This window comes from Rathayibacter sp. VKM Ac-2754, assembly GCF_009807095.1.
GTDB lineage: Bacteria > Actinomycetota > Actinomycetes > Actinomycetales > Microbacteriaceae > Rathayibacter.
The window spans coordinates 224,522-251,305 of the sequence record NZ_WUCC01000006.1 but is presented as its reverse complement, the minus strand read 5'-3'; the positions used below and the strand labels follow the sequence as shown (position 1 = coordinate 251,305).

The following is a 26,784-nucleotide window of genomic DNA, read 5'->3' as shown; positions in this document are numbered from 1 at the left end:
ATTCGCTGCCACGCGAATTCCCGGTTCGCCTCGACCTTGAGGAGAACGCGCCGCTGGCTGCCGCGGACCGCGGACGGAAAAGCCGGCGGTGCCAGAGCCGCCGCCGCCCTCGGAGAAGGGGAGGCGACAGCGGTGGCACCGCCGGCAGGACCGCTCAGGACGGTCGGTCGGGGAGCGTCAGACCGCTACGGCGCGGGCCGCGGCGGGCTCCGGCACCTCGGCGACGATCGGAGCGCGCTTGATGCTCTTCGCGATGATCACGGCGATCGCGGTGACCACCATGCCGACGAGGATCGCGACCAGGTACAGAATCGGCTGGCCGACCAGACCGGTCACCCAGACGCCGCCGTGCGGGGCGCGGAGGGTCGAGCCGAACAGCGCGACGAGCGCGCCCGTCACGGCCGAGCCGATCATGGCCGAGGGGATCACGCGCAGCGGGTCGACCGCCGCGAACGGGATGGCCCCCTCCGAGATGAAGGACGCGCCGAGCAGGTACGCCGCCTTGCCGTTCTGGCGCTCCGCATCGGTGAAGAGGCGCTTGCGCAGGGTGGTCGCGAGGGCGAGGCCCAGCGGAGGCGTCATGCCCGCCGCCATCACGATCGCCATCACCTTGAACTGCACCGAGTTCGGGTCGCCGTCGGCCGGGACGGAGGCGAGACCGGTGGTCGCGAAGGCGTAGGCCACCTTGTTGACCGGTCCGCCCATGTCGAACGCCATCATCAGTCCGAGGATGATGCCGAGGATGACGAGGTTGCCGCCCGAGAGTCCCGACAGCCAGGCCGAGAGACCCTCGCTCAGCGCGCGCAGCGGAGCGCCGAGCACCACGAACATCAGGAACCCGGTGATGAAGGTCGCGATCAGGGGGATGATCACGACGGGCATCAGCGACTTGAACGCCGCGGGCAGCTTGATCCGCGAGATGTAGAGCGCCGCATAGCCCGCGATGAAGCCGGAGGCGAGGCCGCCGAGGAAGCCCGCGCCGACGGTGACCGCGACGGCGCCGCCGAGGAAGCCGGGCGCGATACCGGGCCGGTCGGCGATGCCGAAGGCGATGAAGCCCGAGAGCACGGGGACCAGGAACGCGAAGGTCGCGCCTCCGATCAGGAACATCACCCCGGCCCAGTCGGTGATGTTGAAGGCGTCGAAGCCGTTGTCGATGATCTGCTGCGCCGAGAAGTCGACGATCTGGTAGCCGCCGAAGAGGAACGACAGGGCGATCAGCAGACCGCCCGCGGCGACGAACGGGATCATGTACGAGACGCCGGTCATCAGGTTCTGCCGGATGCGCGTGCCGACGCCGACCTTCTTCGGGGCGGCGGCGGGCGCGGGCGCGGCCGTGCGGGCGGGGGCGCCGGCGGCCGGCTTCGCGGAGCGCAGCGCGAGGGCGCGGTCGAGCACCTCGTCGGGCTTGGCGAGCGCCTCGGCGACGCCGACCTGGAGGATCGGCTTGCCGGCGAAGCGGTCCTTGCCGCGCACCTCGAGGTCGGCGGCGAGGATGACGACGTCGGCGGCGGCGATGTCGCCCGCGGTCATCTCCTCGGAGCCCGCGGCCCCCTGCGTCTCGACGTGGATCGGGTAGCCGCGCTTCTTCGCGGCCTGCTCGAGCGCCTCCGCCGCCATGTAGGTGTGAGCGATGCCGGCGATGCAGCTGGTCACGGCGACGAACCGCGGTGCGTCGGAGGAGACGGCCGCGGCGGGCGCGTCCTGCACCTTCGCGACGGCGCGGTCGATGACGTCCGCGGCCTTGGCGAGAGCCTCCGAGGTGCCGACCTCGAGGGTCGGCTTGCCGGCGAAGCGCTCCTTGCCGCGGACCTCGAGGTCGGCGGCGAGGATCACGACGTCGGCGTCGGCGATCGTCCGGTCGGACATGGGGTCGGAGCCTGCTGCGCCCTGGGTCTCGACCTGGATCTCGTAGCCCTTCTTCTTGGCGGCCTGCTCGAGGGCCTCAGCCGCCATGTAGGTGTGCGCGATGCCGGCGATGCAGCTGGTGACGGCGACGATCCTCATGAGACGACGACCTCTCGGGCGATGATGTCCGCGACCTCCTGGCCGCTGGTGGCGGCGCGGAGGGAGCCGGTGAAGGACTCGTGGATCAGCTTGCGGGCGAGCTGGGCGAGGATCTTGAGGTGCGCCTGGTCGGCGCCGTCCGGAGCGGCGATCAGGAAGATCAGGTCGGCGGGCCCGTCGGGGGCGCCGAAGTCGACGCCCTGCTTCGCGATGCCGACGGCGACGCTGGGCGAGACGACGTGCGACGAGCGGGCGTGGGGGATCCCGATGCCGCCGGGCATGCCGGTGGCCATCTGGGCCTCGCGGTCGCGGACGTCGGCGAGGAAGCCGTCGAGATCGGTGACGCGGCCGGCGTCTGCGAGCGTCTTCGCGAGCTGCGCGGTGGCCTCGTCCTTCGTGGCGGCGGTGAGGTCGACGATGACCGTCGACGCCTCGGTGAGAGCAGTCATGCGCTCAGTTCTCCAATCGGGAGGTGTGAATCGGGGTTCTCGACGACGGTGACGTCGCCGAGGCGGAGGGAATCGGGTCCCGGGGCTTCGCTGCCCGGGAGCTGGACGGCGGCGGTGCCCCAGGCGACGGCGGTCGTGAGGCGCTCCGCCTCCGTGGCGTCGGTCGCCGAGAGATAGCCCGCGAGGGTGCTGTCGCCGGCGCCGACGGTGCTGAGGGGCACGACGGCGGGGGCGCCCGCCCACCACGACGAGTCCGCCGTGACGAGGAGGGCGCCGTGCTCGCCGAGGCTGACGAGCGCTCGCGCGTCCGGAAGCTTCAGCAGCGCACGGGCTCCCGCGACGACGTCTCCGACCGTCGGCAGGGAGCGGCCGAGGAGCTCTTCGAGCTCCTCGAGGTTGGGCTTCACCAGGGTGGCGGTGCCGGCCGCGATGATCGCGGTCAGCGGGGCACCCGAGGTGTCGACGGCGAGAGGGACGCCGAAGTGCAGGGCGAGCCGGCCGAGGGCCGGGTAGAAGTCGTCGCCGAGTCCGGGAGGGACGCTGCCGCACGCGACGAGCCAGCGGGGGGCGCCGACCACGTGGTCGCAGATCAGCTGCGAGAAGGCCTTCGCCTCCTCCGGGGTCACGGCCGGGCCGGGCTCGTTGATCTTGGTGGTGCGGCCGGTGCGGTCGTCGACGACGGTGATGTTGGTGCGGATGGGCTGGGCGATCGGCGTGCTGGCCGACGCCACTCCCGCCGCCTCGAGCATCGTCGAGAGGTCGAGCCCGGTGGAGGCGTCCGCCGGGTAGACCGCCGTGGCCTCGACTCCGTTGCGGGCGAGGGCCCGGGCGACGTTGACGCCCTTGCCCGCGGGATCGCGGCGGACGTCGTGCGCTCGGTTGACCTCGCCGAGCTCGAAGCCGCTGGTCGAGAGGGTGACGTCGATGCTCGGGTTGGCGGTGACGGTGACGATCATGCGCGGACGACCTCAGGGCCGGCGGACTCGATGTCGTCGGCGAGCTCGTCGTCGACGTCCGCATCGGTGATGACCGTGTCGACCGCGGACAGCGGGGCGACGTGCCCGAAGTCCTGGCGGCCGAACTTCGAGTGGTCGGCGAGGACCACGACGCGGCGCGCGGAGGCGATGATCGCGGTCTTGACGACGGCCTCGTCGAGATCGGGGGTGGTGAGTCCGCGCTCCCGGCTGATGCCGTTGGTGCCGATGAAGGCGACGTCCACCGAGACGGAGGCGATCGCCTGGGAGACCCAGGGACCGACTGCGGCCTGCGTCACTCCGCGCAGGTGCCCGCCGAGGAGGTGGAGATCGATGTTGGGCCGGCCGACGAGCGCCATCGCGACGGGGAGGGAGTGGGTGACGACCGTCAGCCGGCGGTCCAGGGGGAGCAGCTCTGCGAGGCGGACCGTGGTGGTCCCGGCGTCGATGGCGATCGATCCGCCATCGGGGACCTCGGCCAGAGCGGCGGTCGCGATGCGGTCCTTCTCGGCGGCGAGGTGGCCCTCGCGGGCGGCGACCTCGGGCTCGATGCCCAGTCGCTCGACGGGGATCGCGCCGCCGTGAGCGCGGCGCAGCAGGCCGCGCTTCTCGAGGCTGGTGAGGTCGCGGCGGATGGTCTCGGGCGTGACCGCAAGGGACTGCGCGAGGTCGCGGACCTCGACCCGCCCGTTCGAGCGCGCACGGTCCAGGATCGCCTGGTGCCGCTCCGGTGCGTACATGTGGACTCCGTCGTCTCGCCGTGATGATGCTCGCGATCCGCGGTGTCGTTGCCGACCTCGAATCTGCGTTTACATCTTTTTAGACCCGTTCGTGTGGGATGTCAACAGAAACGGACATGTCCGACAGGAGTCGAGCATCGGAACGTCGTGCCGGCCCTAGGCGTCGAGCTCGGCCAGCTCCTCGTCGAGACGGGCCAGCTGCTTGTCGATCCTGCGGCGCCGGAGGAGGGACGCGTCCGGCAGGGCCGCCCGCAGGCGCTCGCGCTCGGACTCCGCGAGAGTGCGGCGGGCGTCTCGCAGCTGCTCCTCGCGCTCCTGCTCCCGTTCCTCCGCGGTGAGCTTGCGGGTCGCGATGCCCGCGTCGCTCATGCCGACCGAGATCCAGGAGGCGACGATCAGGACGACCTGGCAGACGAGGTTGAACCAGATCAGCAGACCGATCAGCACGGCGACGGAGGCGAGCAGCGGATTCCGCGAGGCACCGCCGAGCAGCTGCGTCCCGAGGATCTTGAGCGCGCCGAGGGCGACGCCGCCCATCAGCGATCCCACCCAGAGGTTCTTCCACGGGATAGGGATGCCCGAGAGGATCCGGAACGAGCCGGCGAGCGTGGCGGTGTCGAGCGCGAGCATGATGAGCAGACCGACGACGCTGCCCGTAACGCGGCCGAGCGTCGAGTCGCTGCCGATCCCGAGGAAGTCGTAGGCGATGTCGACGAGGGACGTGGAGAACACCGAGAGGGCGGCCGACACGATCAGCACCGCGCCGAAGACGAGAGCGAGCCCCGCGTCCTTCAGCTTGAGCAGGATGAAGAGCGTCGTGGGCCCGGGCAGCGCGAAGAGGATCCGGACCGCCTGACGGAGGCTGCCGAGGAAGTTCAGGGCGGTGACGAGGAGTCCGGCTGCGGCGATCGCACCGGTCCAGCCGAGGATGGACGAGTCGAGCAGGGTGTCGACCGACACCAGCGAGCCCTTCCCCTCCCCGATCAGGCCGGGGACGGAGCGGGTGAGCAGGTCGAGCAGCGACTCACGGATGACCGGGTTGGCGCGGACCCAGAATCCGAAGACCGCGAAGAACACGAAGAGCGAGGCGAAGACGGCGAACAGCGCCTGGAACGCCAGCCCCGAGGCGAACAGCGGCCCGCCGGTCTCGGAGTAGTGCAGGAACACCCGGACCGGCCGTGTTCGCATGACCCGCTCGAACAGCGCCGGGATCCCGCGCGGGGTGTCGGGTGCCGCGTCGGTCATGCCTCCAGGGTAGGGCCGCGGGCAGGCCCACCCGCGCCGTGCGGACCGCTTCCGTCGGCTCGTGGCTCGCGGAACCCCGTCGGCCATCTCCGGCTCGTCGTTCCCCGTTCGGCTCGCTGAATCGCGCGATTCCCGCGGGCCGGACGACTCTCCGCGAGCCTGACTCGACTCCGGATGACCTTCGGCTCGTGAAACGACGTTCGGCTCGTCGAATCCGAGGATTCTGACGAGCCGAACGCGCTTCTACGAGCCGGACTTGCTTCTGCGAGCCGGAGGTGGTCAGGCGCGGCCGCGGATGACGGCCTGCTTCACCTCGGCGATCGCCTGCGTGATCTGGATGCCGCGCGGGCACGCCTCCGTGCAGTTGAAGGTCGTGCGGCAGCGCCACACGCCCTCCTTGTCGTTCAGGATGTCGAGGCGCGCTCCGCCCGCGTCGTCGCGCGAGTCGAAGATGAAGCGGTGCGCGTTCACGATCGCGGCCGGGCCGAAGTACTGGCCGTCCGTCCAGAAGACCGGGCACGACGAGGTGCACGCGGCGCAGAGGATGCACTTGGTGGTGTCGTCGAAGCGGGCGCGGTCGGCGACCGACTGCACGCGCTCCTTGCCCTTGGGGGCCGCGGTGTTGGCTATCAGGAACGGCTGCACCTCGCGGTACGACGCGAAGAACGGCTCCATGTCGACGACGAGGTCCTTCTCGAGGGGCAGGCCCTTGATCGCCTCGATGTAGATCGGCTGCGAGATGTCGAGATCCTTGATCAGCGTCTTGCAGGCGAGCCGGTTGCGGCCGTTGATCCGCATCGCGTCCGAGCCGCAGATGCCGTGCGCGCACGAGCGGCGGAAGGTCAGCGACCCGTCCTGGTCCCACTTGATGCGGTGCAGGGCGTCGAGGACGCGGTCGGTCGAGAACATCTCGACGTCGAAGTCCTGCCAGCGCGGCTCGGCGTCGACCTCGGGGTCGAAGCGGCGGATGATGAACGTGACGGTGAACGCCTCCGGGGCGGCGGGGGCCGCGGGCGGCTGCTCGAGGGTAGCGGTCGACATGGCTAGTACTTCCTCTCCATCGGCTGGTACCGGGTGATCACGACGGGCTTCCAATCGAGGCGGATGTGGTCGCCCGCATCGGAGGAGTGCGCGTCACCGGAGAGGTACGCCATCGTGTGCTGCATGTATCCGTCGTCGTCGCGCTTGGGGAAGTCGTCGCGCATGTGACCGCCACGGCTCTCCTTGCGGTTGCGAGCGGAGTAGACGACGACCTCGGCCAGATCGAGCAGGAAGCCCAGCTCGACCGCCTCGAGGAGGTCGGTGTTGAAGCGCTTGCCCTTGTCCTGCACCGAGATGTTGCGGAACCGGTCGCGGAGGCGCTGGATCGTGTCGGTGACCGACTCCAGCGACTCGTCGGTGCGGAACACCTGCGCGTTCTTGTCCATCTCGTCCTGCAGCTCCTTGCGGATCGCGGCGATCCGCTCGGTGCCGGTGGCGTTCCGGAGCGAGGCGAGCATGTCGCGGATCGCGCCGGCCGGGTTCTCGGGCAGGGGAGTGAAGTCGACGGTCTGCGAGTAGTCGGCGGCGTTGTTGCCGCTGCGCTTGCCGAAGACGTTGATGTCGAGCAGGGAGTTGGTGCCGAGGCGGTTCGAGCCGTGCACCGAGACGCACGCGCACTCGCCGGCGGCGTAGAGGCCGGGGACGACCGTGGTGTTGTCCGAGAGGACCTCGGCCTTCACGTTGGTCGGGATTCCGCCCATCGCGTAGTGCGCGGTCGGCATCACGGGCACCGGCTCGACGACCGGGTCGACGCCGAGGTAGGTCCGCGCGAACTCGGTGATGTCGGGGAGCTTCGTCTCGAGCACCTCGGCACCCAGGTGCGTGCAGTCGAGCAGCACGTAGTCCTTGTGCGGGCCGGCACCGCGCCCCTCCGCCACCTCCTGCACCATGCAGCGCGCGACGATGTCGCGGGGGGCCAGGTCCTTGATGGTGGGGGCGTAGCGCTCCATGAAGCGCTCGCCGGAGGCGTTCCGCAGGATCGCTCCCTCGCCTCGCGCTCCCTCGGTGAGGAGGATGCCCAGGCCCGCGAGCCCGGTCGGGTGGAACTGGAAGAACTCCATGTCCTCGAGCGGCAGGCCCTTGCGCCAGATGATGCCGACGCCGTCGCCCGTGAGGGTGTGCGCGTTCGACGTCGTCTTGTAGATCTTGCCGAAGCCGCCGGTCGCGAAGATGATCGCCTTCGCCTGGAACACGTGCAGCTCGCCGGTCGCGAGCTCGTAGGCGACCACGCCGGACGGCTTGTCGACTCCGTCGACCTTCGTCATCACGAGGTCGAGGACGTAGAACTCGTTGAAGAAGTTGATGCCGAGGCGGACGCAGTTCTGGAACAGCGTCTGCAGGATCATGTGGCCCGTGCGGTCGGCCGCGTAGCAGGCCCGGCGGACGGGCGCCTTGCCGTGGTCGCGGGTGTGGCCGCCGAAGCGGCGCTGGTCGATCTTGCCGTCCTCGGTGCGGTTGAAGGGCAGGCCCATGTTCTCGAGGTCGATGACCGCGTCGATGGCCTCCTTCGCGAGGATCTCGGCCGCGTCCTGGTCGACGAGGTAGTCGCCGCCCTTGACGGTGTCGAAGGTGTGCCACTCCCAGCTGTCCTCCTCGACGTTGGCGAGGGCGGCGGCCATGCCGCCCTGCGCCGCTCCCGTGTGGGAGCGCGTCGGGTAGAGCTTCGAGATGACCGCGGTCTTCGCCTTCGGACCGGCCTCGATGGCCGCGCGCATGCCGGCACCGCCTGCTCCGACGATCACGACGTCGAACTGGTGGTAGTGGACTCCGTCGGGTCCGACGGTCTGCGTGAAGGCGCTCTGGTCGGCGCCGCCGTGGGTGTGGCCTGGTGTGCTCACTGGGGAGATGCTCCGATGTGCGGGAAGGGAGGACGGGGGGAGGAGAGTGCCGGGTGCCTGTCGATCACGCCGAGCAGAACGACGCCAGCAGCGCCGGATCCGCTCCGGGCGGGCAGGGGTCGAACGCGAAGACGACCCAGGTGCCGAGGGCGATCAGCGACACCACCGCGACCAGGATGCCGCCCTTGAAGGCGCGGGCCAGCAACGGCGAGGTGGCGTAGTCGTTGACCAGCGTCCGCATTCCGTTGCCGCCGTGGATCAGCGCGAGCCACAGCATCAGGACGTCCCACCACTGCCAGAACGGGTTCGCGAGCTTGCCGCCCACGAAGCCGAAGTCGATGGCCTTGATGCCGTCGCCGAGGAGGAGGTTGAAGATCAGGTGCCCGAAGATCAGGACGATCAGCACGACGCCGGAGGCGCGCATGTAGATCCAGCCCCACTTCTCCCAGTTGGTGCCGGAGGAGCGGGTCGGGGTGTGCGGGGTACGAGGTGCTGCGACGGTGCTCACGGGGACCTACTCGCTGAAGACGTTGATCAGGTGGCGGGGTGCGAAGCCGAGCATCAGCACGACCCACAGGCCGATGACGACCCAGAAGAGCAGGCGCTGGTTGCGGGTCGCCCAGCTCCAGAAGTCGACCAGGATGATCCGCAGACCGTTCAGGGCGTGGAACGCGATCGCGCCCACGAGGCCCGTCTCGCCGAGACCCATGATCGGGTTCTTGTACGTGCCGATGACCGCGTTGTACGCCTCGGGGCTCACGGCGATGAGAGCCGAGTCGAGGACGTGCACGAGGAGGAAGAAGAAGATGGCGACACCGGTGATGCGGTGCAGCACCCACGACCACATGCCTTCGCGACCGCGGTACAGGGTGCCGGCCGGACGCCGGATCTTTCCCTGCTTCCGGGGTGCGAGGGTCTGAGCAGCTGAAACTGACACGGACAACCCTCCCTGGTTGTGCGCTCCGACGGCCTGACCTGATCCGCGTCTCGAGGACGCGGGCGGGGCGGGGGAGCGACGAGAATCTCGCCCTTGGATTGTAAGCATCGCCGCCGACATCCGCGGCTAAGGCGAGCCTTAGCTGCGGTGCGCCACCGCGGACGCGGCGCCCGCGGTCTCGTAGTGCAGCAGCAGCTCCTCGGTCAGCGCGCTCCAGGTTCGGTGGAGCACGCGGCGGCGGCCGGCCTCGCCGAGCCGGGCGCGGAGCCCGGGGTCGCGCACCAGCCGCTCGACCTGCTTGCGCAGGTCGGAGTCGCTCTCGGGTGCGTAGAGCAGACCGTCGACACCGTGCTCGATGAGGTCGGTGGGTCCGCCGGCGTGCGGGGCGACCACCGCGGTGCCCGACGCCTGCGCCTCCTGCACGGTCTGGCCGAAGGTCTCCTCTGTGCCGGTGTGCACGAAGACGTCGAGCGCGGCGAAGGTGGCGGGCAGTCGTTCACCGTCGAGCCGTCCGAGCATCCGCGCCTGCGGCCCGAGACGCGAGGCGACGCGAGCGGAGGAGGGGCCGTAGCCGCCGACCACGATCTCGGCGCCCGGGACCGAGGTCAGGCACGAGAGCCGCTCGACCCGCTTCTCGGGCGAGACGCGGCCGATGTAGCCGACCAGCGCGTCACCGTCGGCGAGGGTGGCCCGGAGATCGAGGGCGTAGGGAGAGGAGCGCATCCGCGGGTGGAAGCGGTCGCTCTGCACGCCGCGGCCCCAGAGGGCGGTCCGCTCGATGCCGGCCGCGGCGAGGTCGTCGAGGGCGCTGCTCGAGGGGGCGAGGGTCAGGTCTGCGCCGGCGTGGATCTGCCGGATCACCTTCCAGGCCAGGGCGCGGGCCCCGCGGATGCCGTAGCGGGCTGCGAAGCGCGCCACATCCGTCTGATAGATCGCGACGCTCGGGACGCCGAGCCGGTTCGCGGAGGCGATGGCGCGTGCCCCCAGTAAGAAGGGCGAGGCGACGTGCACCACGTCGGGCGCGAAGTCGGCCAGCTCGCGGGTGAGGGCGAGCGTCGGGATGCCGACGGGGAAGTCGCGGTAGGCGATCGCGGGGTGCTCCACGACGCGGTGCCCCGCGTAGGAGGCGGGCGCTCCCGCGGCAGGACAGACCACCAGCGCTTCGATGCCGCGGGCCGCGAACTCGTCGAGCACCCGCAGGACGCTCGTGGTCACTCCGTTCAAAGACGGAAGGAAGCTCTCGGTGACGACCGCGACTCTCACACCCCGGACGCTACGGGCTCCGTGTGAACGACGGCGCGCGACCGGGTGAACGGCGGACGCTGTCGGGCGCCCTTGTATCCTGCGGTCATGACACCACCTGAGACCGATGGCCGCGCCCCGCTCGACCGCTTCTACAGCGTGATCCCCGCCGGTGGGATCGGCTCGAGGCTGTGGCCGCTCTCCCGGGCCGATGCCCCGAAGTTCCTGCACGATCTGACCGGCTCCGGCCAGACGCTCCTCCGCGACACCTGGGACCGCCTCGCGCCGATCTCGGGCGCCGACCGCATCATGGTCGTCACGGGCCGGGCGCACCGCGCCGCGGTCGAGCAGCAGCTCGAGCACCTGGAGGACCTGAACGTCGTCCTCGAGAGCGAGCCCCGCGACTCCTCGGCCGCGATCGGCCTCGCCGCGGCGATCCTCGAGCGCCGCGAGCCCGGAGTGATCATCGGCTCCTTCGCGGCCGATCACGTGATCAGCGGTCAGCCCCTCTTCTTCGACGCGGTCGCGGAGGCGGTCGTCGCCGCCGACGCCGGCTACATCGCCACCATCGGCATCACGCCCACCGAGCCCGCCGTCGGGTTCGGCTACATCCGCACCGGAGACCACCTCGGGATCGAGGGCGCACCGCACACCCTCGCCGTCGACTCCTTCGTCGAGAAGCCCGACGCCGAGACCGCGCGCGGCTACGTGGCGAGCGGTCAGTACCTCTGGAACGCGGGCATGTTCATCGCCCGCGCCGACCGCCTCCTCGAGGAGCTCGGCCGGTCGAAGCCGAAGCTGCTCGCGGGCCTCCTCGAGCTCGCCGAGGCCTGGGACACCCCGGAGCGCGGTGCGGTCGTCGACCGCATCTGGCCGGGTCTCGAGAAGATCGCCATCGACTACTCCGTCGCCGAGCCGGCGGCTGTCGAGGGCAAGCTCGCCGTCATCCCGGGTCACTTCTCGTGGGACGACGTGGGCGACTTCGCGTCCATCGCGAAGCTGCACGCGAGCGGCCTGCGCTCCGATCTGGCGATCCTCGGCGAGGACGTCCGCGTCCTGGCCGACTCCGCGACCGGCATCGTCGTCAGCGGCGGCAACCGCCTGATCGCCCTGATCGGCGTGAAGGACATCGTCGTCGTCGACACCCCCGACGCCCTCCTGGTCACCACCACCGAGAACGCCCAGAAGGTCAAGGGCGTCGTCGACGCCCTCCGCCTCTCGGGCCGCACCGACGTCCTCTAGCCCCCTCGCGAAGCGCGGCCCTCCCCTCGGAGGCGCCGCGCTTCGCCGTTCCCGCCACCCCTCCGAGCCCGACCGCGCTCCGCGCGGACCCCTGCACCCGCCCACCCCTCGACCGCGCTCCGCGCGGAGCCCTGCACCCGCCCACCCCTCGATCGCGCGCAGCGCGGAGCCCTGCACCCGCCCACCCCTCGATCGCGCGCAGCGCGGAGCCCTGCACCCACCCACCCTCGATCGCGCGCAGCGCGGAGACCACCCGCCGCCCCGAAGCGCAGCTCACAGCGACGCGCCGGCGTGCTGAGTCGCACCAACTCGGGAGGAGGGCCGCGAGCGGTAATCGCGTGCCAGCGATTCCCGCCAGCCCGACGCAACCCGCTCTGCGGAACGCACCACCCCGCGAAGCCGACCGCGGGGGAGGAGGCGCTCGCGCCTCCTCCCCAATATCAACACTGTGTAACGCTTCCCGAGTTGCACCTCCGCGGCGACTGAGGGAGTTGTCACAGTGGGTAACGTGAGGCCATCGATGCCTGCCGCCCATGCGCGCAAGCCGAATCTTGGAGGACGAATCTTGACTATCACCACGCGTAAGGCCGCGTTCGGCGGTCTCGCCGCTCTGGGCGTCACCGCGCTTCTCGCCGGTTGCGCCTCCGCCCCCGAGGAGAGCGACTCGAGCGCTGCCGCGGGTGGCGACTTCCTGCCCTGCATGGTCTCCGACGCGGGCGGGTTCGACGACAAGTCGTTCAACGAGCTCGGCTACAACGGCCTGACGAAGGCCTCCGAGGAGCTCGGCGTGACGCCGAAGACCGTCACCTCGGAGTCCGAGACCGACTACGCGCCGAACCTCACGAGCCTCGTCGACCAGGGCTGCAACCTGATCATCACCGTCGGCTTCGCGCTGGCCGAGGCCACCTCGGCTGCGGCGGAGGAGAACACCGACATCGACTTCGCCATCATCGACGACGCGTCGATCGATCTGCCGAACGTCAAGCCGATCACCTTCGACACCTCGCAGTCCGCGTTCCTCGCGGGCTACGCGGCCGCCTCGTACTCGAAGACCGGCGTCGTGGGCACCTTCGGTGGCCAGCAGTTCCCGACCGTCACCATCTTCATGGACGGCTTCGCCGACGGCGTCGCCTACCACAACGAGCAGAAGGGGACCGACGTCAAGGTCGTCGGCTGGGACGTCGCTGCGCAGACCGGCTCCTTCACCGGAGGCTTCGCCGCCGGTGTCGAGGCCAAGTCGGCCGCGCAGTCGCTGATCGACCAGAACGCCGACGTCATCCTCCCCGTGGGCGGACCGATCTTCCAGTCGGCCATCGAGGCGATCCGCGACTCCGGCAAGGAGATCGCGATGGTCGGTGTCGACGCCGACCTGTACGAGACCTACCCGGACGGCGGCGACCTGTACCTGACCTCCATCCTCAAGGGGATCGAGGCCGGCACGTCCGACGTCACCAGCTCCGCCGGTGCGGACGCGTTCGACGCGACCCCGTACGTCGGCACGCTCGAGAACGACGGAGTCGGCATCGCGCCGTTCCACGACTTCGAGTCGAAGGTGTCCGCCGACCTCCAGGGCGAGCTCGACACCATCAAGGAGGGCATCATCGACGGCTCGATCACCGTCGAGTCGCCGTCCGCTCCCGCCGCCTCCTAGAGGCGCCCGACGACAGAGGCCGGTCGGCCCGAGAGCATCTCGGAGCCGACCGGCCTCCGTCGTCCCGGCGGGGTCCCTCCACCGGTCGGTGTCCGCTCGATCCCTCCCCGCGCCTCCCCTCCGGGCGATCCACTGGTCCGCACCGAAGTTAGATTGGTTCCATGAAGCTCGAACTGCGGGGCATCACGAAGCGCTTCGGTGCTCTCGTGGCCAACGATCACATCGATCTCACCGTCGAACCCGGCGAGATCCACTGCCTCCTCGGCGAGAACGGCGCGGGCAAGTCGACGCTCATGAACGTGCTCTACGGCCTGTACCAGGCCGAGGAGGGCGAGATCCTGCTGGACGACGTGGTCCAGAGCTTCTCGGGGCCGGGCGACGCCATGAAGGCCGGCATCGGCATGGTCCACCAGCACTTCATGCTCATCCCCGTCTTCTCGGTCGCCGAGAACGTCATGCTCGGCCACGAGCAGACCCGAGCGGGCGGCCGTCTCGACCTCGCTGCCGCTCGTGCGCGGGTGCGCGAGATCTCCGACCGCTTCGGCTTCGACGTCGATCCCGATGCGATCGTCGAGGACCTGCCCGTCGGAGTGCAGCAGCGCGTCGAGATCATCAAGGCGCTCTCCCGTGACGCGCGGGTCCTCGTCTTCGACGAGCCGACCGCCGTGCTCACTCCCCAGGAGACCGATGAGCTGATCGCGATCATGCGCCAGCTGCGGGCCTCGGGGACGGCGATCGTCTTCATCACCCACAAGCTGCGCGAGGTGCGCGAGGTGGGCGACCGCATCACGGTCATCCGCCTCGGCAGGGTGGTCGGCGAGGCCTCGCCCACCGCGAGCAACGCCGAGCTCGCCTCGCTCATGGTCGGCCGCGCCGTCGAGCTGACGGTGCAGAAGGAGCCGGCCCGCGCCGGCGACGAGGCGCTCGTCGTCAGCGCCCTCACGGTGCGCGACGCGAACGGGCAGGCTGTCGTCGACGACGTCTCCTTCGAGGTGCGGCGGGGCGAGATCCTCGCCATCGCCGGCGTCCAGGGCAACGGCCAGACCGAGCTCGCCGAGGCGATCATGGGGCTGCAGGAGCGCGTCGAGGGCACGGTGACGCTCGACGGCAAGCGGCTCGACGGGCTCACGGTCCGCCGCGTGCTCGACTCCGGAGTGGGCTTCGTGCCCGAGGACCGGACCGAGGACGGCCTGGTCGCCGAGTTCACGATCGCCGAGAACCTGATGCTCGACCGCAGCGACGGCGGCCCGTTCGTGAAGGGCCTGAGCCTGCAGCTGAAGGATCTCGACCGCTTCGCCGAGGAGCGCGTGCGCGAGTTCGACGTGCGCGCCCAGGGCATCGGCACCCACGTCGGCCGTCTCTCCGGAGGCAACCAGCAGAAGGTCGTCCTGGCGCGCGAGCTCAGCCGCGAGCTGCGGCTGTTCATCGCGGCGCAGCCGACCCGCGGCATCGACGTCGGATCGATCGAGTTCGTGCACAAGCGCATCGTCGAGACGCGCGACACCGGCGTCCCCGTGATCGTGGTGTCGACCGAGCTCGACGAGGTGGCCGCGCTCGCGGACCGCATCGCGGTCATGTACAAGGGCGGAATCATCGGCATCGTCCCCGCCGACACGCCCCGCGAAGTCCTGGGGCTCATGATGGCCGGGCAGTCGCCCGCCGAGAAGGGAGCGGCGGCGTGAGCGACGCGCAACTGCCGTCGGTCGACCCCGACGCCGAGTCCGAGAAGGCGTCCGGTCTCGAGCCGGGTCAGAAGCCCGGTCAGGAGGCGCGTCCCGGCCCGATCGAGAGCGGTGCGTCGCGGGTCCTCCGCGAGATCCTCTCCGGCACCGCTCTGATGTCGGTGCTCGCGGTCCTGCTGTCGCTCATCGTGGGCGGCGTGCTCATCGCCGCGACCGACAAGGACGTGCAGGCGGCCTCGGTGTACTTCTTCGCGCGACCGCTCGACACGCTGCAGGCGATCTGGCAGTCCGTCGCCGGTGCGTACTCGTCGCTCTTCCAGGGCTCGGTCTACAACTTCCGCCGCGAGGGCTTCGCGAACGGCATCAAGCCGCTGACCGACACGCTGGCGTTCGCGACTCCGCTCATCGCGGGCGGTCTCGGCGTCGCCCTCGCCTTCCGGGTCGGCCTCTTCAACATCGGCGGCCGCGGCCAGATGCTGATCGCGGCGGCGTGCGCGGGCTGGGTCGGCTTCTCCTTCGACCTGCCGTGGGGCGTCCACCTCGTCATCACCCTCGCCGCGGGCATCCTCGGCGGTGCGCTCTGGGGCGGACTCGTCGGACTCCTGAAGGCACGGACGGGCGCGCACGAGGTGATCCTCACGATCATGCTCAACTACGTCGCGTTCTACCTCGTGTCGTACCTGCTCCGCACTCCGGGGGCGCTCCAGGCCCCCGGCTCGAACAACCCGAAGTCGCCCGGGATGAAGGAGACGGCGATCTTCCCCGACCTGCTCGGCTCGGGCTACTCGCTCACGCTCGGCTTCGTGTTCTCGCTCCTCGCGACCGTCTTCGTCTGGTGGCTGCTCACACGCTCGAGCATCGGCTTCAAGTTCCGCGCCGTCGGCGAGAACCCGCACGCGGCCCGCGTCGCCGGCATCGACGTCAAGGGCAGCTACGTCTACGCCATGCTCCTCTCGGGCGGACTCCTCGGGCTCGCCGGGAGCGCGCAGGTGATGGGCACGGTCACCACCGGCTTCACCTCCGGCATCGACGCCGGGATCGGCTTCGACGCGATCACCGTCGCGCTGCTGGGCCGTTCACGACCGTGGGGCGTCTTCTTCGCGGGCATCCTGTTCGGCGCCTTCAAGGCCGGCGGGTACTCGATGCAGGCGGCCGAGGGCGTGCCGATCGACGTCGTGCTCGTCGTGCAGTCGCTGATCGTCCTCTTCATCGCGGCGCCGCCCCTGGTGCGCGCCGTCTTCCGACTCCCGACGCCCGGGGTGGCCCCGAAGCGCCGACCGAAGCGCCGCACCTCGGAGGTGTCCGCATGACCGCCGTGACCGCCTCCGCCGCGCCCTCCCGCGTCGCGATCCGCAGCTGGAAGGCTCCGATCGCGTTCGGAGTCTTCGCGCTGCTCGCCGTCGTCCTCTTCGTGGTCCTCGGCCGCGACGGCACGAGCTCGTTCCGGCTCGCAGCGGGCAACGACTTCTTCGCGCTCCCCGACATCCCGTTCCCGACCAGGGCCACCGGAGTCGTCGTGGCGATCGTGACGGTGGGACTGACCGTCCTCGCGTTCGTGATGACCCGAGCCGCCCGGCGGATCCCGCTCTGGCTGTCGAGCGTCTTCGCGCTCGTCTTCCTGATCGGCTTCCTCGTCTGGGCGTCGGCCGGCGCGGCGCTGCCCGTCTCCGGACTCCTGCTCGGCACCGTCGGACTCGCGACTCCGCTGATCTTCGGCTCGCTCGGCGGGGTGATCTCGGAGCGGGTCGGCGTCGTGAACGTCGCGATCGAGGGACAGCTGCTCGCGGGCGCCTTCACCGCCGCGATGGTCGGCTCGCTCACCCGCCAGCCGGTGCTCGGGCTGATCGCGGCGATGCTGGCGAGCGTGCTCGTCTCGTTCGTGCTCGCGGCCTTCGCGATCAAGTACGTCGTCGACCAGGTCATCGTCGGCGTCGTGCTGAACGTGCTGGTCACCGGGCTGACGAGCTTCCTCTACTCGCAGGTGCTCACGTCCGACGCGGCGACCTTCAACTCGCCCGTCAAGTTCGACCGGCTGCCGATCCCGGTGCTCAGCCAGGTCCCGATCGTCGGCGCGGTGCTCTTCAACCAGACGGTCATCGTCTACCTGATGTACTTCGCGATCTTCGCGGTGTGGTGGGGCCTGTTCAAGACCAAGTGGGGTCTGCGCCTCCGCGCGGTCGGCGAGCACCCGCAGGCCGCCGACACGGTGGGCATCGACGTCGCGCGCACGCGCTTCTGGAACGTCTCGCTCGCCGGGGCGATCGCGGGCATCGGCGGCGCGTACTACACGCTCGACGCCGTAGGAGCCTTCGGCAAGGAGATGACCGCGGGCGCCGGATTCATCGCGCTCGCCGCGGTGATCTTCGGCCGGTGGGACCCGATCCGCGCCACCCTCGCCTCCCTGCTGTTCGGCTTCGCGACGAACCTGCAGAACGTGCTCGGCGTGATCGGGTCGCCCGTGCCGAGCGAGTTCATGCTGATGCTGCCGTACGTGGTCACGATCTTCGCGGTCGCCGGCCTGGTCGGGCAGTCCAGAGGGCCGGCCGCCGCCGGCAAGCCGTACCTGAAGTCCTGAGAGGAGTCGTCGTGACCGACATCGACTGGGAGGCGCTGCGTGCCGCGGCCCTCGAGGCCATGGGCCGTGCGTACGCGCCGTATTCGAAGTTCCCGGTGGGGGCTGCGGCCCTCGTCGACGACGGACGCGTGATCTCCGGCTGCAACGTCGAGAACGCCTCCTACGGCATCGGGCTCTGCGCGGAGTGCGCGCTGGTCTCCTCCCTCCACATGACGGGCGGCGGCAAGCTCGTCGCCTTCACCTGCGTCGACGGCAAGGGCGCCACGCTGATGCCGTGCGGGCGCTGCCGTCAGCTCCTGTTCGAGCACTCCGCCGAGGGGATGGTGCTCGAGACGGTCTCCGGCCTGCGCACGATCGACGAGGTCATCCCCGACGCCTTCGGCCCGCGCACGCTCCAGGCGTACGCGGGGGAGTGATCCCCTCCCACGACGATCCGATCCAGAGGACCCGCATGACCGGCACCACCGCCCCCGTCGAGAGCTTCGACGCCGTCGACATCATCCGCACCAAGCGCGACCGCGGCACGCTCACGACCGCCGAGATCGACTGGCTGATCGACGCCTACACCCGCGGCTACGTCGCCGACGAGCAGATGGCCGCGTTCGCGATGGCGGTCCTGCTCAACGGAATGGAGCGCGACGAGATCCGCGACCTGACCCTGGCGATGATCGCCAGCGGCGAGCGGATGCACTTCGACGGCCTCGGCAAGCGCACCGTCGACAAGCACTCGACGGGCGGCGTCGGAGACAAGATCACGCTCCCGCTGATGCCCCTCGTCGCCTCGTTCGGTGTCGCGGTGCCGCAGCTCTCCGGGCGCGGCCTCGGGCACACCGGCGGCACGCTCGACAAGCTCGAGGCGATCCCCGGCTGGCGCGCGGAGCTCAGCAACGACGAGATGTTCGAGCAGCTGCGCACGGTCGGAGGCGTCATCTGCGCGGCCGGGTCGGGTCTCGCGCCCGCCGACAAGAAGCTCTACGCGCTGCGCGACATCACCGGCACTGTCGAGGCCATCCCGCTGATCGCGTCGTCGATCATGTCGAAGAAGATCGCGGAGGGGACCGACGCCCTCGTCCTCGACGTCAAGTTCGGCTCGGGGGCCTTCATGGTCGACATCGACCGCTCGCGCGAGCTCGCCCGCGCCATGGTCGATCTGGGCAACGACGCGGGCGTGCGGACCACGGCGCTCCTGACGAACATGAACGTGCCGCTCGGCCTCGCGATCGGCAATGCCAACGAAGTGCGCGAATCCGTCGAGGTGCTCGCGGGAGGCGGGCCCGCCGACATCCGCGAGCTCACCCTCGCCCTCGCCCGCGAGATGCTCGCGCTCGCCGGGATGCCCGACGCCGACGTCGAGGGCGCGCTCGACGGCGGGGCGGCGATGGACACCTGGCGAGCGGTCGTCCGAGCCCAGGGCGGCGACCCCGACGCCGCGCTCCCCGTCGCGCGGGAGACCCACGTGGTCGTCGCGGAGCGGGACGGCGTCCTCGTCGAGCAGCGGGCCCTGCCGTTCGGCATCGCGGCCTGGCGCCTCGGCGCGGGCCGGGCGCGTCAGCAGGACGCCGTCCAGCACGCCGCGGGCATCGACCTGCACGCGAAGCCGGGAGACCGCGTGCGCGCCGGCGACCCGCTCTTCACGCTCTCCGCCGACGAGCCCGCCCGGTTCGATCGCGCGCTGGGTGCTCTCGAGGGGGCCTACCGGATCGGCGTCGAGGGCGAGCCCGTCCTCGACGGCGGTCCGCTGGTCGCCGAGCGCATCGCCTGAGCCGGGGCACGATCGCCGTTTCATCGCCTCCGGCGCGCCGACCACCTCCGGCTCGCGGAATCCGGCTTGCGTGACACCTCCGGCTCGCAGAATCCGATTCGGCTCGCAGAATCCCTCGGTTGCTGCGAGCCGAACGCGATTCTGCGAGCCGGAGTTCCCCCCGAACGCGACCGCCCGGTGAGGCCGCGCGGCCGAAGCCCTAGGGTGGTCGGCGAACCGTCGCCCGACCCTGAGGAGCACCGTGACCGACACCATCGAGGAGTACCTCCTCCCGGGCGAGGGCATCCTGATCGACGACCTGCCCAAGGTCTCCCTGCACGACCACCTCGACGGCGGGCTCCGCCCCGAGACGATCGTCGAGCTCGGCACGGCGGCCGGAGTGCCGCTGTCCGCCGCCGACCCCGAGGCGCTGCGGGCCTGGTTCACCACGACCGCCGACTCCGGCTCGCTCACCGACTACCTGGCGACCTTCGAGACCACGATCTCGGTCATGCAGACCACCGCGTCGCTCGAGCGGGTCGCCCGCGAGTTCGTCCTCGACCTCGCCGCCGACGGAGTCGTCCACGGCGAGGTGCGCTGGGCGCCCGAGCAGCACCAGCGGGAGGGTCTCACCCTCGACGCGGCCGTCGAGGCCGTGCAGGAGGGTCTCGAACAGGGTGTCCAGGAGGCGGCGGCCCACGGCTCGCGGCTCCGGGTCGGACAGCTGATCACGGCGATGCGCCACACCGACCGCTCGCTCGAGATCGCCGCGCTCGCGCTGCGCCACCGCGAGCGCGGCGCCGTCGGGTTCGACATCGCGGGAGCCGAGGCGGGTCACCCGGCGTCGCTGCACCGGCCGGCTTTCGAGCTGCTCGCCGCCGCGCACTTCCCGACCACCGTGCACGCGGGCGAGGCCGACGGGCTCGACAGCATCCGCTCGGCGCTGCTCGACGGCCGCGCGCTCCGACTCGGGCACGGTGTGCGGATCGCGGAGGACATCGTGATCGAGCGCCAGGACGACGACGCCAGCTACGTCACCCTCGGGGAGCTCGCCGAGTGGGTCAAGGACCGCGAGATCGCGCTCGAGCTGAGCCCGTCCTCGAACCTGCAGACCGGCGCGGTGGCCGCCTGGGGCACCGACCTCGAGGACCACCCGTTCGACCTGCTCTACCAGCTCGGCTTCCGCGTCACCGTGAACACCGACAACCGCCTGATGAGCGGCACGAGCCTCAGCCGCGAGCTCGCCCTCCTGTCGGACGCGTTCGGCTACGACCTCGACGACCTCGAGGTGTTCCAGGTCAACGCCGCCCACGCCGCCTTCCTGCCGCTCGACGAGCGCCGCGACCTGATCGAGACGATCAGCGCCGGCTTCGAGGCGGCCTGAGCATGCCCCTCGACGCCCTCGCCGACGAGGCGATCGCGCTGCGGCATCCGGCCGCCAGCTGGCGGGAGGCCGTCCTCGAGGCGGGGCGCGCCCTCGAGCGCAGCGGCGCCGTCGATCCGGCCTACTCGCGCCGGATGGTCGAGCAGATCGACGTGCTCGGCCCGTACATCGTCATCGCGCCGGGTCTCGCGCTCGCCCACGCGCGTCCCGGGAACGACGTCCTCGCCGACGGGATCTCGGTCGTGACCCTCGCCGAGCCGGTCGCCTTCGGCCACAGGACCAACGACCCCGTCTCGGTCGTCATCGGCATCGCCGCCACCCAGGCGCACGGACACGTCGGCTTCATCTCGGGACTCGCCGACGTGCTCAGCCGGCCCGACGCGATCGGCGCCCTGGCAGCGGCCAGGACGCCCCGCAGCATCAACGCCGTCCTCACGGGCGACACCCTCGACCACGGAGGAAGCTCATGAAGATCGTCACACTCTGCGGAGCCGGGATCGGCACGTCGGCCATCCTCAAGCTCGGCGCCGAGCGCGCCCTCGAAGCCCTCGACCTCGAAGCGGAGGTGATCGCCTCCGACATCGCCTCGGTCGACGCGCTCTCCGCCGATGCGCAGGTCATCCTGACGTCCAGCGAACTCGTCGACCGCATCGGGAAGACGTTCGCCGAGATCGTCGTCATCGACAACTACCTCGACCAGACCGAGATCACGGCGAAGATCGAGCGCGCGCTGGGGTAGTCCGTCCTTCGGACGGACTACCCGGCGGTGCCGATTCCTGAGTCGCCCCCTGCGCGGCGCAGCGCGGTCGGCTCGGCGAGCTTGTGGGTTCCACGGAGCGGGTCGCGTCGCGCTGCCTCGAATCGCTGGCACGCGATAGGTGCTCATCTCCGCGCCGCCCCCTGTGCGATTCGGCGCGGTCGGCTCGGCGAGGTAGTGGGTTCCACGGAGGGGGTCGCGTCGCGCTGCCTCGAATCGCTGGCACGCGATAGGTGCTCATCTCCGAGCCGCCCCTTGTGCGGCTCGGCGCGGTCGGCTCGGCGAGGTGGTGGGTTCCACGGAGCGGGTCGCGTCGCGCTGCCTCGAATCGCTGGCACGCGATCCTCGGTCGCGCGCTCCACCCTGGGCCTGAGCGCCAGCACGCTGGTCGAGTAGCCCCGGAGGGGCGTATCGAGACCCAACAGCGACAGGAGATCGGGCTTCTGCCCCACCCTTCTGACGCTGGCGGATCTCGATACGCCCGCTGCGCGGGCTACTCGATCAGCGAGGGCTGGGTCCGCGTTCGAGGTCCGATTCACCGGACGCCCGACGCGCGCATCCGGCGTCCCTTCGTGGCCGGCGGCAGCCATCGATCCGGCGCAGACGCACTGTGTGTCCGAGGCGGACGGTGCTTCTCCGACGGATCGATCGCCAGGCGGGTCAGCGCAGGAGCTCCGCGGCGCCGGTGCGCAGGGCGGTGAGGCGCGACTCGACGGCGGCGGAGCGGGCGGCGGCGTCCGGGGCGGACGACCAGGCGTCGAGGTAGAGCTTGACCTTGGGCTCGGTGCCGCTCGGGCGCGCGATGAGGCGCGCCCCGTCGAGAGTGAAGCGCAGCGCATCCGTCGGCGGCAGTGCCCCGCCCGCAGCCAGCAGGTCCTCGGAGCGCTCGACGGCGAGGCCGCCGATCGTCGGCGGCGGATCCGACCGGAGCCGGGCCATGATCCGCGCGATCTCGGACAGGTCGGTGACCCGCAGCGAGATCTGCGCCGACCCGAAGAGGCCGAAGCGCTCGGCGAAGGCGTCGAGCTCGTCCGCGATCGTCCGCCCCTCCTCGGCGAGAGCGCTGGCGAGCGAGAGGAACGCGAGCGCGGCCGAGATGCCGTCCTTGTCGCGGACGACCTCCGGATTCACGAGGTAGCCGAGCGCCTCCTCGAAGCCGAAGACGAGGTCGGGCACCCGCGAGATCCACTTGAAGCCCGTCAGCGTCTCGGCGAAGTCGATCCCGTAGTCGGCCGCCACCGCTCCGAGGGCGGGAGAGGAGACGATCGAGCAGGCCAGCGCGCCGCCGGTGCGACCGGCGAGGCGTGCGGCCTCCGCCGCGCGCCAGCCGAGCAGCGAGCCGACCTCGTTGCCGGTGAGCCGCCGGAACCCGTCCGGCGCGGCCGCGTCCGGCACCGCCGCGGCGAAACGATCGGCGTCGGGGTCGTTCGCGACGATCAGCTCGGCGCGACCCGAGCGCGCGGTCGCGAACGCGAGGTCGAGCGCTCCGTCCTCCTCGGGATTGGGGAAGGCGACAGTCGGGAACGCGGGATCCGGCTCGATCTGCTCGACGACGACCGCCGGTTCGTCGAAGCCCGCGGCGGCGAGGACCCGGTGCGCCGTCTCCCAGCCGACCCCGTGCATCGCCGTGTAGACGACCCGCAGCGGCGCGGACTGGCGCCCGCCCGCGGCAGTGGCGCTGATGTAGGCGGCCACGACCGACTCGTCGGCGATCCGGTACTCGCCGCGGGGCAGCTCCGGCACGCGCCGATCGCGCGAGACGGCGAGGATCCGCTCCGCGATCTCGGAGTCGACCGGCGGCACGATCTGCGAGCCCTCGTCGCCGCCGCCGAGGTACACCTTGTAGCCGTTGTCCTGCGGCGGGTTGTGGCTCGCGGTCACCATGACTCCCGCGTCCGCGCCCAGGTGCCGCACTGCGAAGGCGAGCACCGGGGTGGGGAGGAGGCGCGGCAGCAGCACGGCGTCGACACCGGCACCCGCCATCAGCGCGGCCGAGTCCTCGGCGAAGACGGCCGAGTTCTTGCGACCGTCGTAGCCGATCACGACGACCGGGCGGCCGCCGCCGCGCGCCATCAGGTGATCGGCGATCCCGACCGCCGCCTGCGCGACGAGCACCCGGTTCATCCGGTTCGAGCCCGCGGCGATCGCACCGCGGAGCCCGGCGGTGCCGAAGGCGAGGCGCTGGCCGAAGCGGTCCTCGAGCTCGGCGGAGGCGGTCGCGTCACCCGCCTCATCGGCCAGCAGCAGACCGACGAGCTCCTGTCGCGTCTCGGGGTCGGGATCCTGCGCGAGCCAGTCCTCGGCGAGGGCGCGGACGTCGGTCACAGCGCGCTCGTGATCGCGGCGAGCAGGCGCGCCAGGTCGTCCTCGGCGTTCCGGCCCGCCTCGAGGACCTCCTCGTGGCTGAGCGGCGTCTTCTGGATGCCCGCGGCGAGGTTGGTGATCAGCGACATCCCGAGCACCTCCATGCCGGCCTCGCGGGCCGCGATCGCCTCGAGTGCGGTCGACATGCCGACGATGTGTCCGCCGATGATCCGCGCCATCTGCACCTCGGCGGGGGTCTCGTAGTGCGGGCCGCGGAACTGCACGTAGACCCCGTCGTCGAGGTCGGCGCGGGTCTCGCGGGCGAGGGCGCGGAGGCGGGAGGAGTAGAGGTCGGTGAGGTCGACGAAGGTCGCGCCCTCGAGCGGGGAGTCCGCGGTGAGGTTGATGTGGTCGCTGATCAGCACGGGCGTGCCGGGCGTCCAGTGCTCCTTGATGCCGCCGGCGCCGTTGGTCAGGATCATCACCGAGGCGCCGGTCGCCGCGGCGACGCGGACGCTGTGCGCGACCCGCCGCACGCCGTAGCCCTCGTAGTAGTGGGTGCGGGCGCCGATGATCAGCGCGCGCTTGCCGCTGGGCAGCAGCACCGAGCGGAGGAAGCCGCCGTGCCCGTGCACGGCGGGCTTCGAGAATCCGAGGATGTCGGTCGCCGGCACGGTGGCCGTCGTCTCGCCGATGAGGTCGGCGGCCTTGCCCCAGCCGCTGCCGAGCGTGAGGGCGATGTCGTGCCTCTCGACTCCCGTCGCCGAGGCGATCTGGGAGGCGGCTTCGGCGGCGATCGCGAAGGGATCGGCGTCGGGGGAATCGAGCGGATGGGGGGTCTGGTCGGCCATTCGTCCACCCTATCCACGGTGCGCCGGGGAGCGCCCGACTCCCGGGACGCTCCGCGATTGGGCGGTTTCCCAGCGAGAAGGGATGATGGACGCATGGCTTACGAGTTCGAGCGCACGCAGAGGATCGCCGTTCTCGGAGGAGGACCCGGGGGCTACGAAGCCGCCATCGCCGGCGCGCAGCTCGGCGCCGAGGTCACTCTGGTCGAGCGGGTGGGGGTCGGCGGGTCCGCCGTCATCACCGATGTCGTCCCGTCGAAGTCGCTCATCGCGACGGCGGAGGCGACCAACGCCATCGGCGAGGCCGCCGACCTGGGCGTCCAGTTCTTCACGCGCTCGGAGCAGACCAACAAGCCGGTCCGTCCCGAGGTCGCCGTGAACCTCGCGACCGTGAACAAGCGCCTCCTCGGCCTCGCGCGGCAGCAGTCGGAGGACATGCGCGCGAACCTCGTGCACCACGGCGTGAAGATCATCCAGGGCGACGGGCGTCTCGACGGCTCGAACGCCCTGATCGTGTCGACCGCCGCGGGAGGCGAGGGCATGGACTTCGACCGGATCGAGGCCGACACCATCGTCGTCTCGGTCGGCGCGAGCCCCCGCGTCCTCCCGACGGCCACCCCCGACGGCGAGCGGATCATGAGCTGGACCCAGCTCTACAACCTCAAGTCGGTGCCCGAGCACCTCATCGTCGTCGGCTCCGGCGTGACCGGCGCCGAGTTCGCCTCCGCCTACCGCGCGCTCGGGGCGAGGGTCACCCTGATCTCGTCCCGCGACCAGGTGCTGCCCGGCGAGGACGCCGACGCCGCCGCGGTCATCGAGAACGTCTTCAAGCGCAACGGCATGGTCGTGCTCTCGAAGTCGCGTGCCGACCGCGTCGAGCGCACCGAGAAGGGCGTCCGCGCCGTGCTGTCCGACGGCCGAGTCGTCGAGGGCTCGCACTGCCTGATGGCCGTCGGCTCCGTGCCGAACACCGCGGGCATCGGCCTCGAGGAGGCGGGGGTCCAGCTCACCGACTCGGGTCACATCCGCGTCAACCGCGTCGCGCGCACGAGCGTCCCCTCGATCTACGCCGCCGGCGACTGCACGACGTTCCTGCCGCTCGCCTCCGTCGCCGCCATGCAGGGCCGCACCGGTGTGTTCCACGCGATGGGCGATGCGGTGAACCCGACCGAGGTGCGCAACGTCGCCGCGAACATCTTCACCCAGCCCGAGATCGCGACGGTCGGCTGGAGCCAGCGCGAGATCGAGGAGGGCATCGCGCAGGGTGAGATCTACAAGCTGCCGCTCGCCGCGAACCCGCGCGCGAAGATGATGGGCATCCGCGACGGATTCGTGAAGCTCTTCGCCCGCACCGGCTCCGGCACCGTGATCGGAGGCGTCATCGTCGCCCCCAAGGCGAGCGAGCTGATCTTCCCCCTCGCCCTCGCGGTCGAGCACCGCCTCACCGTCGACCAGGTCGCCCGCGCCTTCACCGTCTACCCGAGCCTCACCGGCTCCATCTCGGACGCGGCGCGCGCCATGCACATCGTCGGCTGAAAGCCGACGATGTGCCGCGCCGTCTTCGGAGCCGCTCCCCGCGCGGCTCCGCGCGGTCGGCTTGTCGAGATGGTGAGTTCCGCAGAGCGGGTTCCGTCGGGCTGTCTCGAATCGCTGGCACGCGATTCTCGATCGCGCCCTCGCGCCTAGTTGGGAGACGTCTGGTGCGCCGCCGGGCCAGCCCGCTGGTCGAGTAGCCCTTGCAGAGGGCGTATCGAGACCCGCCCGCTTCAGACCGTGAGGCTGCAGAACCGGCCCGCTGGAGGCGGTGGGTCTCGATACGCCCCTGCGGGGCTACTCGACCAGCATGGAGGGGAGGGGGCGCCGACGTCTCTCTCCGCTGGTCGAGTAGCCCTCGCGGAGGGCGTATCGAGACCCGCCCCTTCAGAACGTCAGGGTGCAGAGTCGGCCCGCTGAAGCTGGTGGGTTTCGATACGCCCCTGCGGGGCTACTCGACCAGCATGGGAGGAGAGGCGAGGGGACGCCGACGTCTCTCCTCACTGAACGAGCCGCGCAACTGAGGCGGAGAGCCGCCGAAGTGGAAGAACTCGCCGATTCTGGCGTCTCAGCCTTATCGCTGCAGTCGCATCG

The 26,784-nt window shown here is 70.9% G+C and carries 23 protein-coding genes; 11 read left to right on the top strand and 12 right to left on the bottom strand.

Going from position 1 to position 26,784, the window contains the following annotated elements; genetic code table 11:
* Nucleotides 1–177 precede the first annotated feature (177 nt).
* The 10 genes from GRS92_RS12415 to GRS92_RS12370 all read right to left on the bottom strand — a co-directional run bounded on the left by GRS92_RS12415 (nucleotide 178) and on the right by GRS92_RS12370 (nucleotide 10,494).
* Nucleotides 178–2,007, bottom strand: a complete 1,830-nt coding sequence (locus GRS92_RS12415) for a PTS fructose-like transporter subunit IIB (RefSeq protein WP_159856793.1) — start codon at nucleotides 2,005–2,007, stop codon at nucleotides 178–180.
* Nucleotides 2,004–2,456 carry a PTS sugar transporter subunit IIA gene (locus tag GRS92_RS12410; protein ID WP_159856791.1) on the bottom strand — a complete coding sequence of 151 codons (453 nt, stop codon included), beginning with the start codon at nucleotides 2,454–2,456 and terminating at the stop codon, nucleotides 2,004–2,006. Before GRS92_RS12410 ends, GRS92_RS12415 begins: the two co-directional genes overlap by 4 nt.
* Nucleotides 2,453–3,412, bottom strand: coding sequence for a 1-phosphofructokinase family hexose kinase (locus GRS92_RS12405; protein WP_159856789.1), 960 nt, complete (start codon nucleotides 3,410–3,412; stop codon nucleotides 2,453–2,455). Before GRS92_RS12405 ends, GRS92_RS12410 begins: the two co-directional genes overlap by 4 nt.
* Nucleotides 3,409–4,170, bottom strand: coding sequence for a DeoR/GlpR family DNA-binding transcription regulator (locus GRS92_RS12400; protein ID WP_159856787.1), 762 nt, complete (start codon nucleotides 4,168–4,170; stop codon nucleotides 3,409–3,411). Before GRS92_RS12400 ends, GRS92_RS12405 begins: the two co-directional genes overlap by 4 nt.
* Before the next feature lie 156 nt (nucleotides 4,171–4,326).
* Nucleotides 4,327–5,415: a YihY/virulence factor BrkB family protein gene (locus GRS92_RS12395; protein ID WP_159856785.1), complete on the bottom strand. Its 1,089-nt coding sequence runs from the start codon at nucleotides 5,413–5,415 to the stop codon at nucleotides 4,327–4,329.
* 279 nt (nucleotides 5,416–5,694) lie between these two features.
* Complete coding sequence (locus GRS92_RS12390) at nucleotides 5,695–6,456, bottom strand: succinate dehydrogenase iron-sulfur subunit (protein ID WP_159856783.1); 762 nt, start codon at nucleotides 6,454–6,456, stop codon at nucleotides 5,695–5,697.
* 2 nt (nucleotides 6,457–6,458) lie between these two features.
* Complete coding sequence (gene sdhA / locus GRS92_RS12385; RefSeq protein WP_235022011.1) at nucleotides 6,459–8,198, bottom strand: succinate dehydrogenase flavoprotein subunit; 1,740 nt, start codon at nucleotides 8,196–8,198, stop codon at nucleotides 6,459–6,461.
* Nucleotides 8,199–8,358: 160 nt separating this feature from the next.
* Complete coding sequence (locus tag GRS92_RS12380; RefSeq protein ID WP_159856779.1) at nucleotides 8,359–8,802, bottom strand: succinate dehydrogenase hydrophobic membrane anchor subunit; 444 nt, start codon at nucleotides 8,800–8,802, stop codon at nucleotides 8,359–8,361.
* A 6-nt stretch (nucleotides 8,803–8,808) separates the two neighbouring features.
* On the bottom strand, nucleotides 8,809–9,231 hold the full coding sequence (gene sdhC / locus GRS92_RS19050) for a succinate dehydrogenase, cytochrome b556 subunit (protein ID WP_442966236.1): 423 nt from the start codon (nucleotides 9,229–9,231) through the stop codon (nucleotides 8,809–8,811).
* Between the two features lie 138 nt (nucleotides 9,232–9,369).
* The gene (locus GRS92_RS12370; RefSeq protein WP_159856775.1) at nucleotides 9,370–10,494 is read right to left on the bottom strand and encodes a glycosyltransferase family 4 protein; all 1,125 of its coding nucleotides are present in this window, start codon (nucleotides 10,492–10,494) and stop codon (nucleotides 9,370–9,372) included.
* An 87-nt stretch (nucleotides 10,495–10,581) separates the two neighbouring features.
* Here GRS92_RS12370 and GRS92_RS12365 point away from each other — a divergent pair, with 87 nt between their 5' ends.
* From GRS92_RS12365 to GRS92_RS12320, 10 genes are all read left to right on the top strand, one after another.
* Nucleotides 10,582–11,715 (top strand): mannose-1-phosphate guanylyltransferase, encoded by a 1,134-nt coding sequence (locus GRS92_RS12365; protein ID WP_159856773.1) that lies wholly within the window; start codon nucleotides 10,582–10,584, stop codon nucleotides 11,713–11,715.
* Nucleotides 11,716–12,280: 565 nt separating this feature from the next.
* Nucleotides 12,281–13,366 (top strand): BMP family lipoprotein, encoded by a 1,086-nt coding sequence (locus tag GRS92_RS12360; RefSeq protein ID WP_159856771.1) that lies wholly within the window; start codon nucleotides 12,281–12,283, stop codon nucleotides 13,364–13,366.
* A gap of 161 nt (nucleotides 13,367–13,527) precedes the next feature.
* Nucleotides 13,528–15,048 carry an ABC transporter ATP-binding protein gene (locus GRS92_RS12355; RefSeq protein WP_159856758.1) on the top strand — a complete coding sequence of 507 codons (1,521 nt, stop codon included), beginning with the start codon at nucleotides 13,528–13,530 and terminating at the stop codon, nucleotides 15,046–15,048.
* On the top strand, nucleotides 15,045–16,358 hold the full coding sequence (locus GRS92_RS12350; RefSeq protein ID WP_204162097.1) for an ABC transporter permease: 1,314 nt from the start codon (nucleotides 15,045–15,047) through the stop codon (nucleotides 16,356–16,358). Before GRS92_RS12355 ends, GRS92_RS12350 begins: the two co-directional genes overlap by 4 nt.
* Entirely contained in the window at nucleotides 16,355–17,623 is a 1,269-nt protein-coding gene (locus GRS92_RS12345; protein ID WP_159856756.1) for an ABC transporter permease, read from the top strand. Before GRS92_RS12350 ends, GRS92_RS12345 begins: the two co-directional genes overlap by 4 nt.
* Nucleotides 17,624–17,634: 11 nt before the next feature.
* Nucleotides 17,635–18,039, top strand: coding sequence for a cytidine deaminase (locus tag GRS92_RS12340; RefSeq protein ID WP_159856754.1), 405 nt, complete (start codon nucleotides 17,635–17,637; stop codon nucleotides 18,037–18,039).
* Nucleotides 18,040–18,074: 35 nt separating this feature from the next.
* A complete protein-coding gene (locus GRS92_RS12335; RefSeq protein ID WP_159856752.1) occupies nucleotides 18,075–19,385 on the top strand; it encodes a thymidine phosphorylase in 1,311 nt (436 codons plus the stop codon).
* 241 nt (nucleotides 19,386–19,626) lie between these two features.
* Nucleotides 19,627–20,748 (top strand): adenosine deaminase, encoded by a 1,122-nt coding sequence (locus GRS92_RS12330; RefSeq protein ID WP_159856750.1) that lies wholly within the window; start codon nucleotides 19,627–19,629, stop codon nucleotides 20,746–20,748.
* A gap of 2 nt (nucleotides 20,749–20,750) precedes the next feature.
* Nucleotides 20,751–21,218 (top strand): PTS sugar transporter subunit IIA, encoded by a 468-nt coding sequence (locus tag GRS92_RS12325; RefSeq protein ID WP_159856748.1) that lies wholly within the window; start codon nucleotides 20,751–20,753, stop codon nucleotides 21,216–21,218.
* Nucleotides 21,215–21,487, top strand: coding sequence for a PTS sugar transporter subunit IIB (locus GRS92_RS12320; protein ID WP_159856746.1), 273 nt, complete (start codon nucleotides 21,215–21,217; stop codon nucleotides 21,485–21,487). Before GRS92_RS12325 ends, GRS92_RS12320 begins: the two co-directional genes overlap by 4 nt.
* A gap of 678 nt (nucleotides 21,488–22,165) precedes the next feature.
* Here the strand turns inward: GRS92_RS12320 and GRS92_RS12315 are convergent.
* Nucleotides 22,166–23,830, bottom strand: coding sequence for a phospho-sugar mutase (locus GRS92_RS12315; RefSeq protein WP_159856744.1), 1,665 nt, complete (start codon nucleotides 23,828–23,830; stop codon nucleotides 22,166–22,168).
* The gene (locus GRS92_RS12310; protein WP_159856742.1) at nucleotides 23,827–24,660 is read right to left on the bottom strand and encodes a purine-nucleoside phosphorylase; all 834 of its coding nucleotides are present in this window, start codon (nucleotides 24,658–24,660) and stop codon (nucleotides 23,827–23,829) included. The genes GRS92_RS12315 and GRS92_RS12310 overlap by 4 nt, the downstream gene beginning before the upstream one ends.
* A 93-nt stretch (nucleotides 24,661–24,753) precedes the next feature.
* Between GRS92_RS12310 and GRS92_RS12305 the strand changes: the two genes are divergently transcribed.
* Nucleotides 24,754–26,193, top strand: coding sequence for an NAD(P)H-quinone dehydrogenase (locus tag GRS92_RS12305; protein WP_159856740.1), 1,440 nt, complete (start codon nucleotides 24,754–24,756; stop codon nucleotides 26,191–26,193).
* The last annotated feature ends 591 nt before the right edge of the window (nucleotides 26,194–26,784 follow it).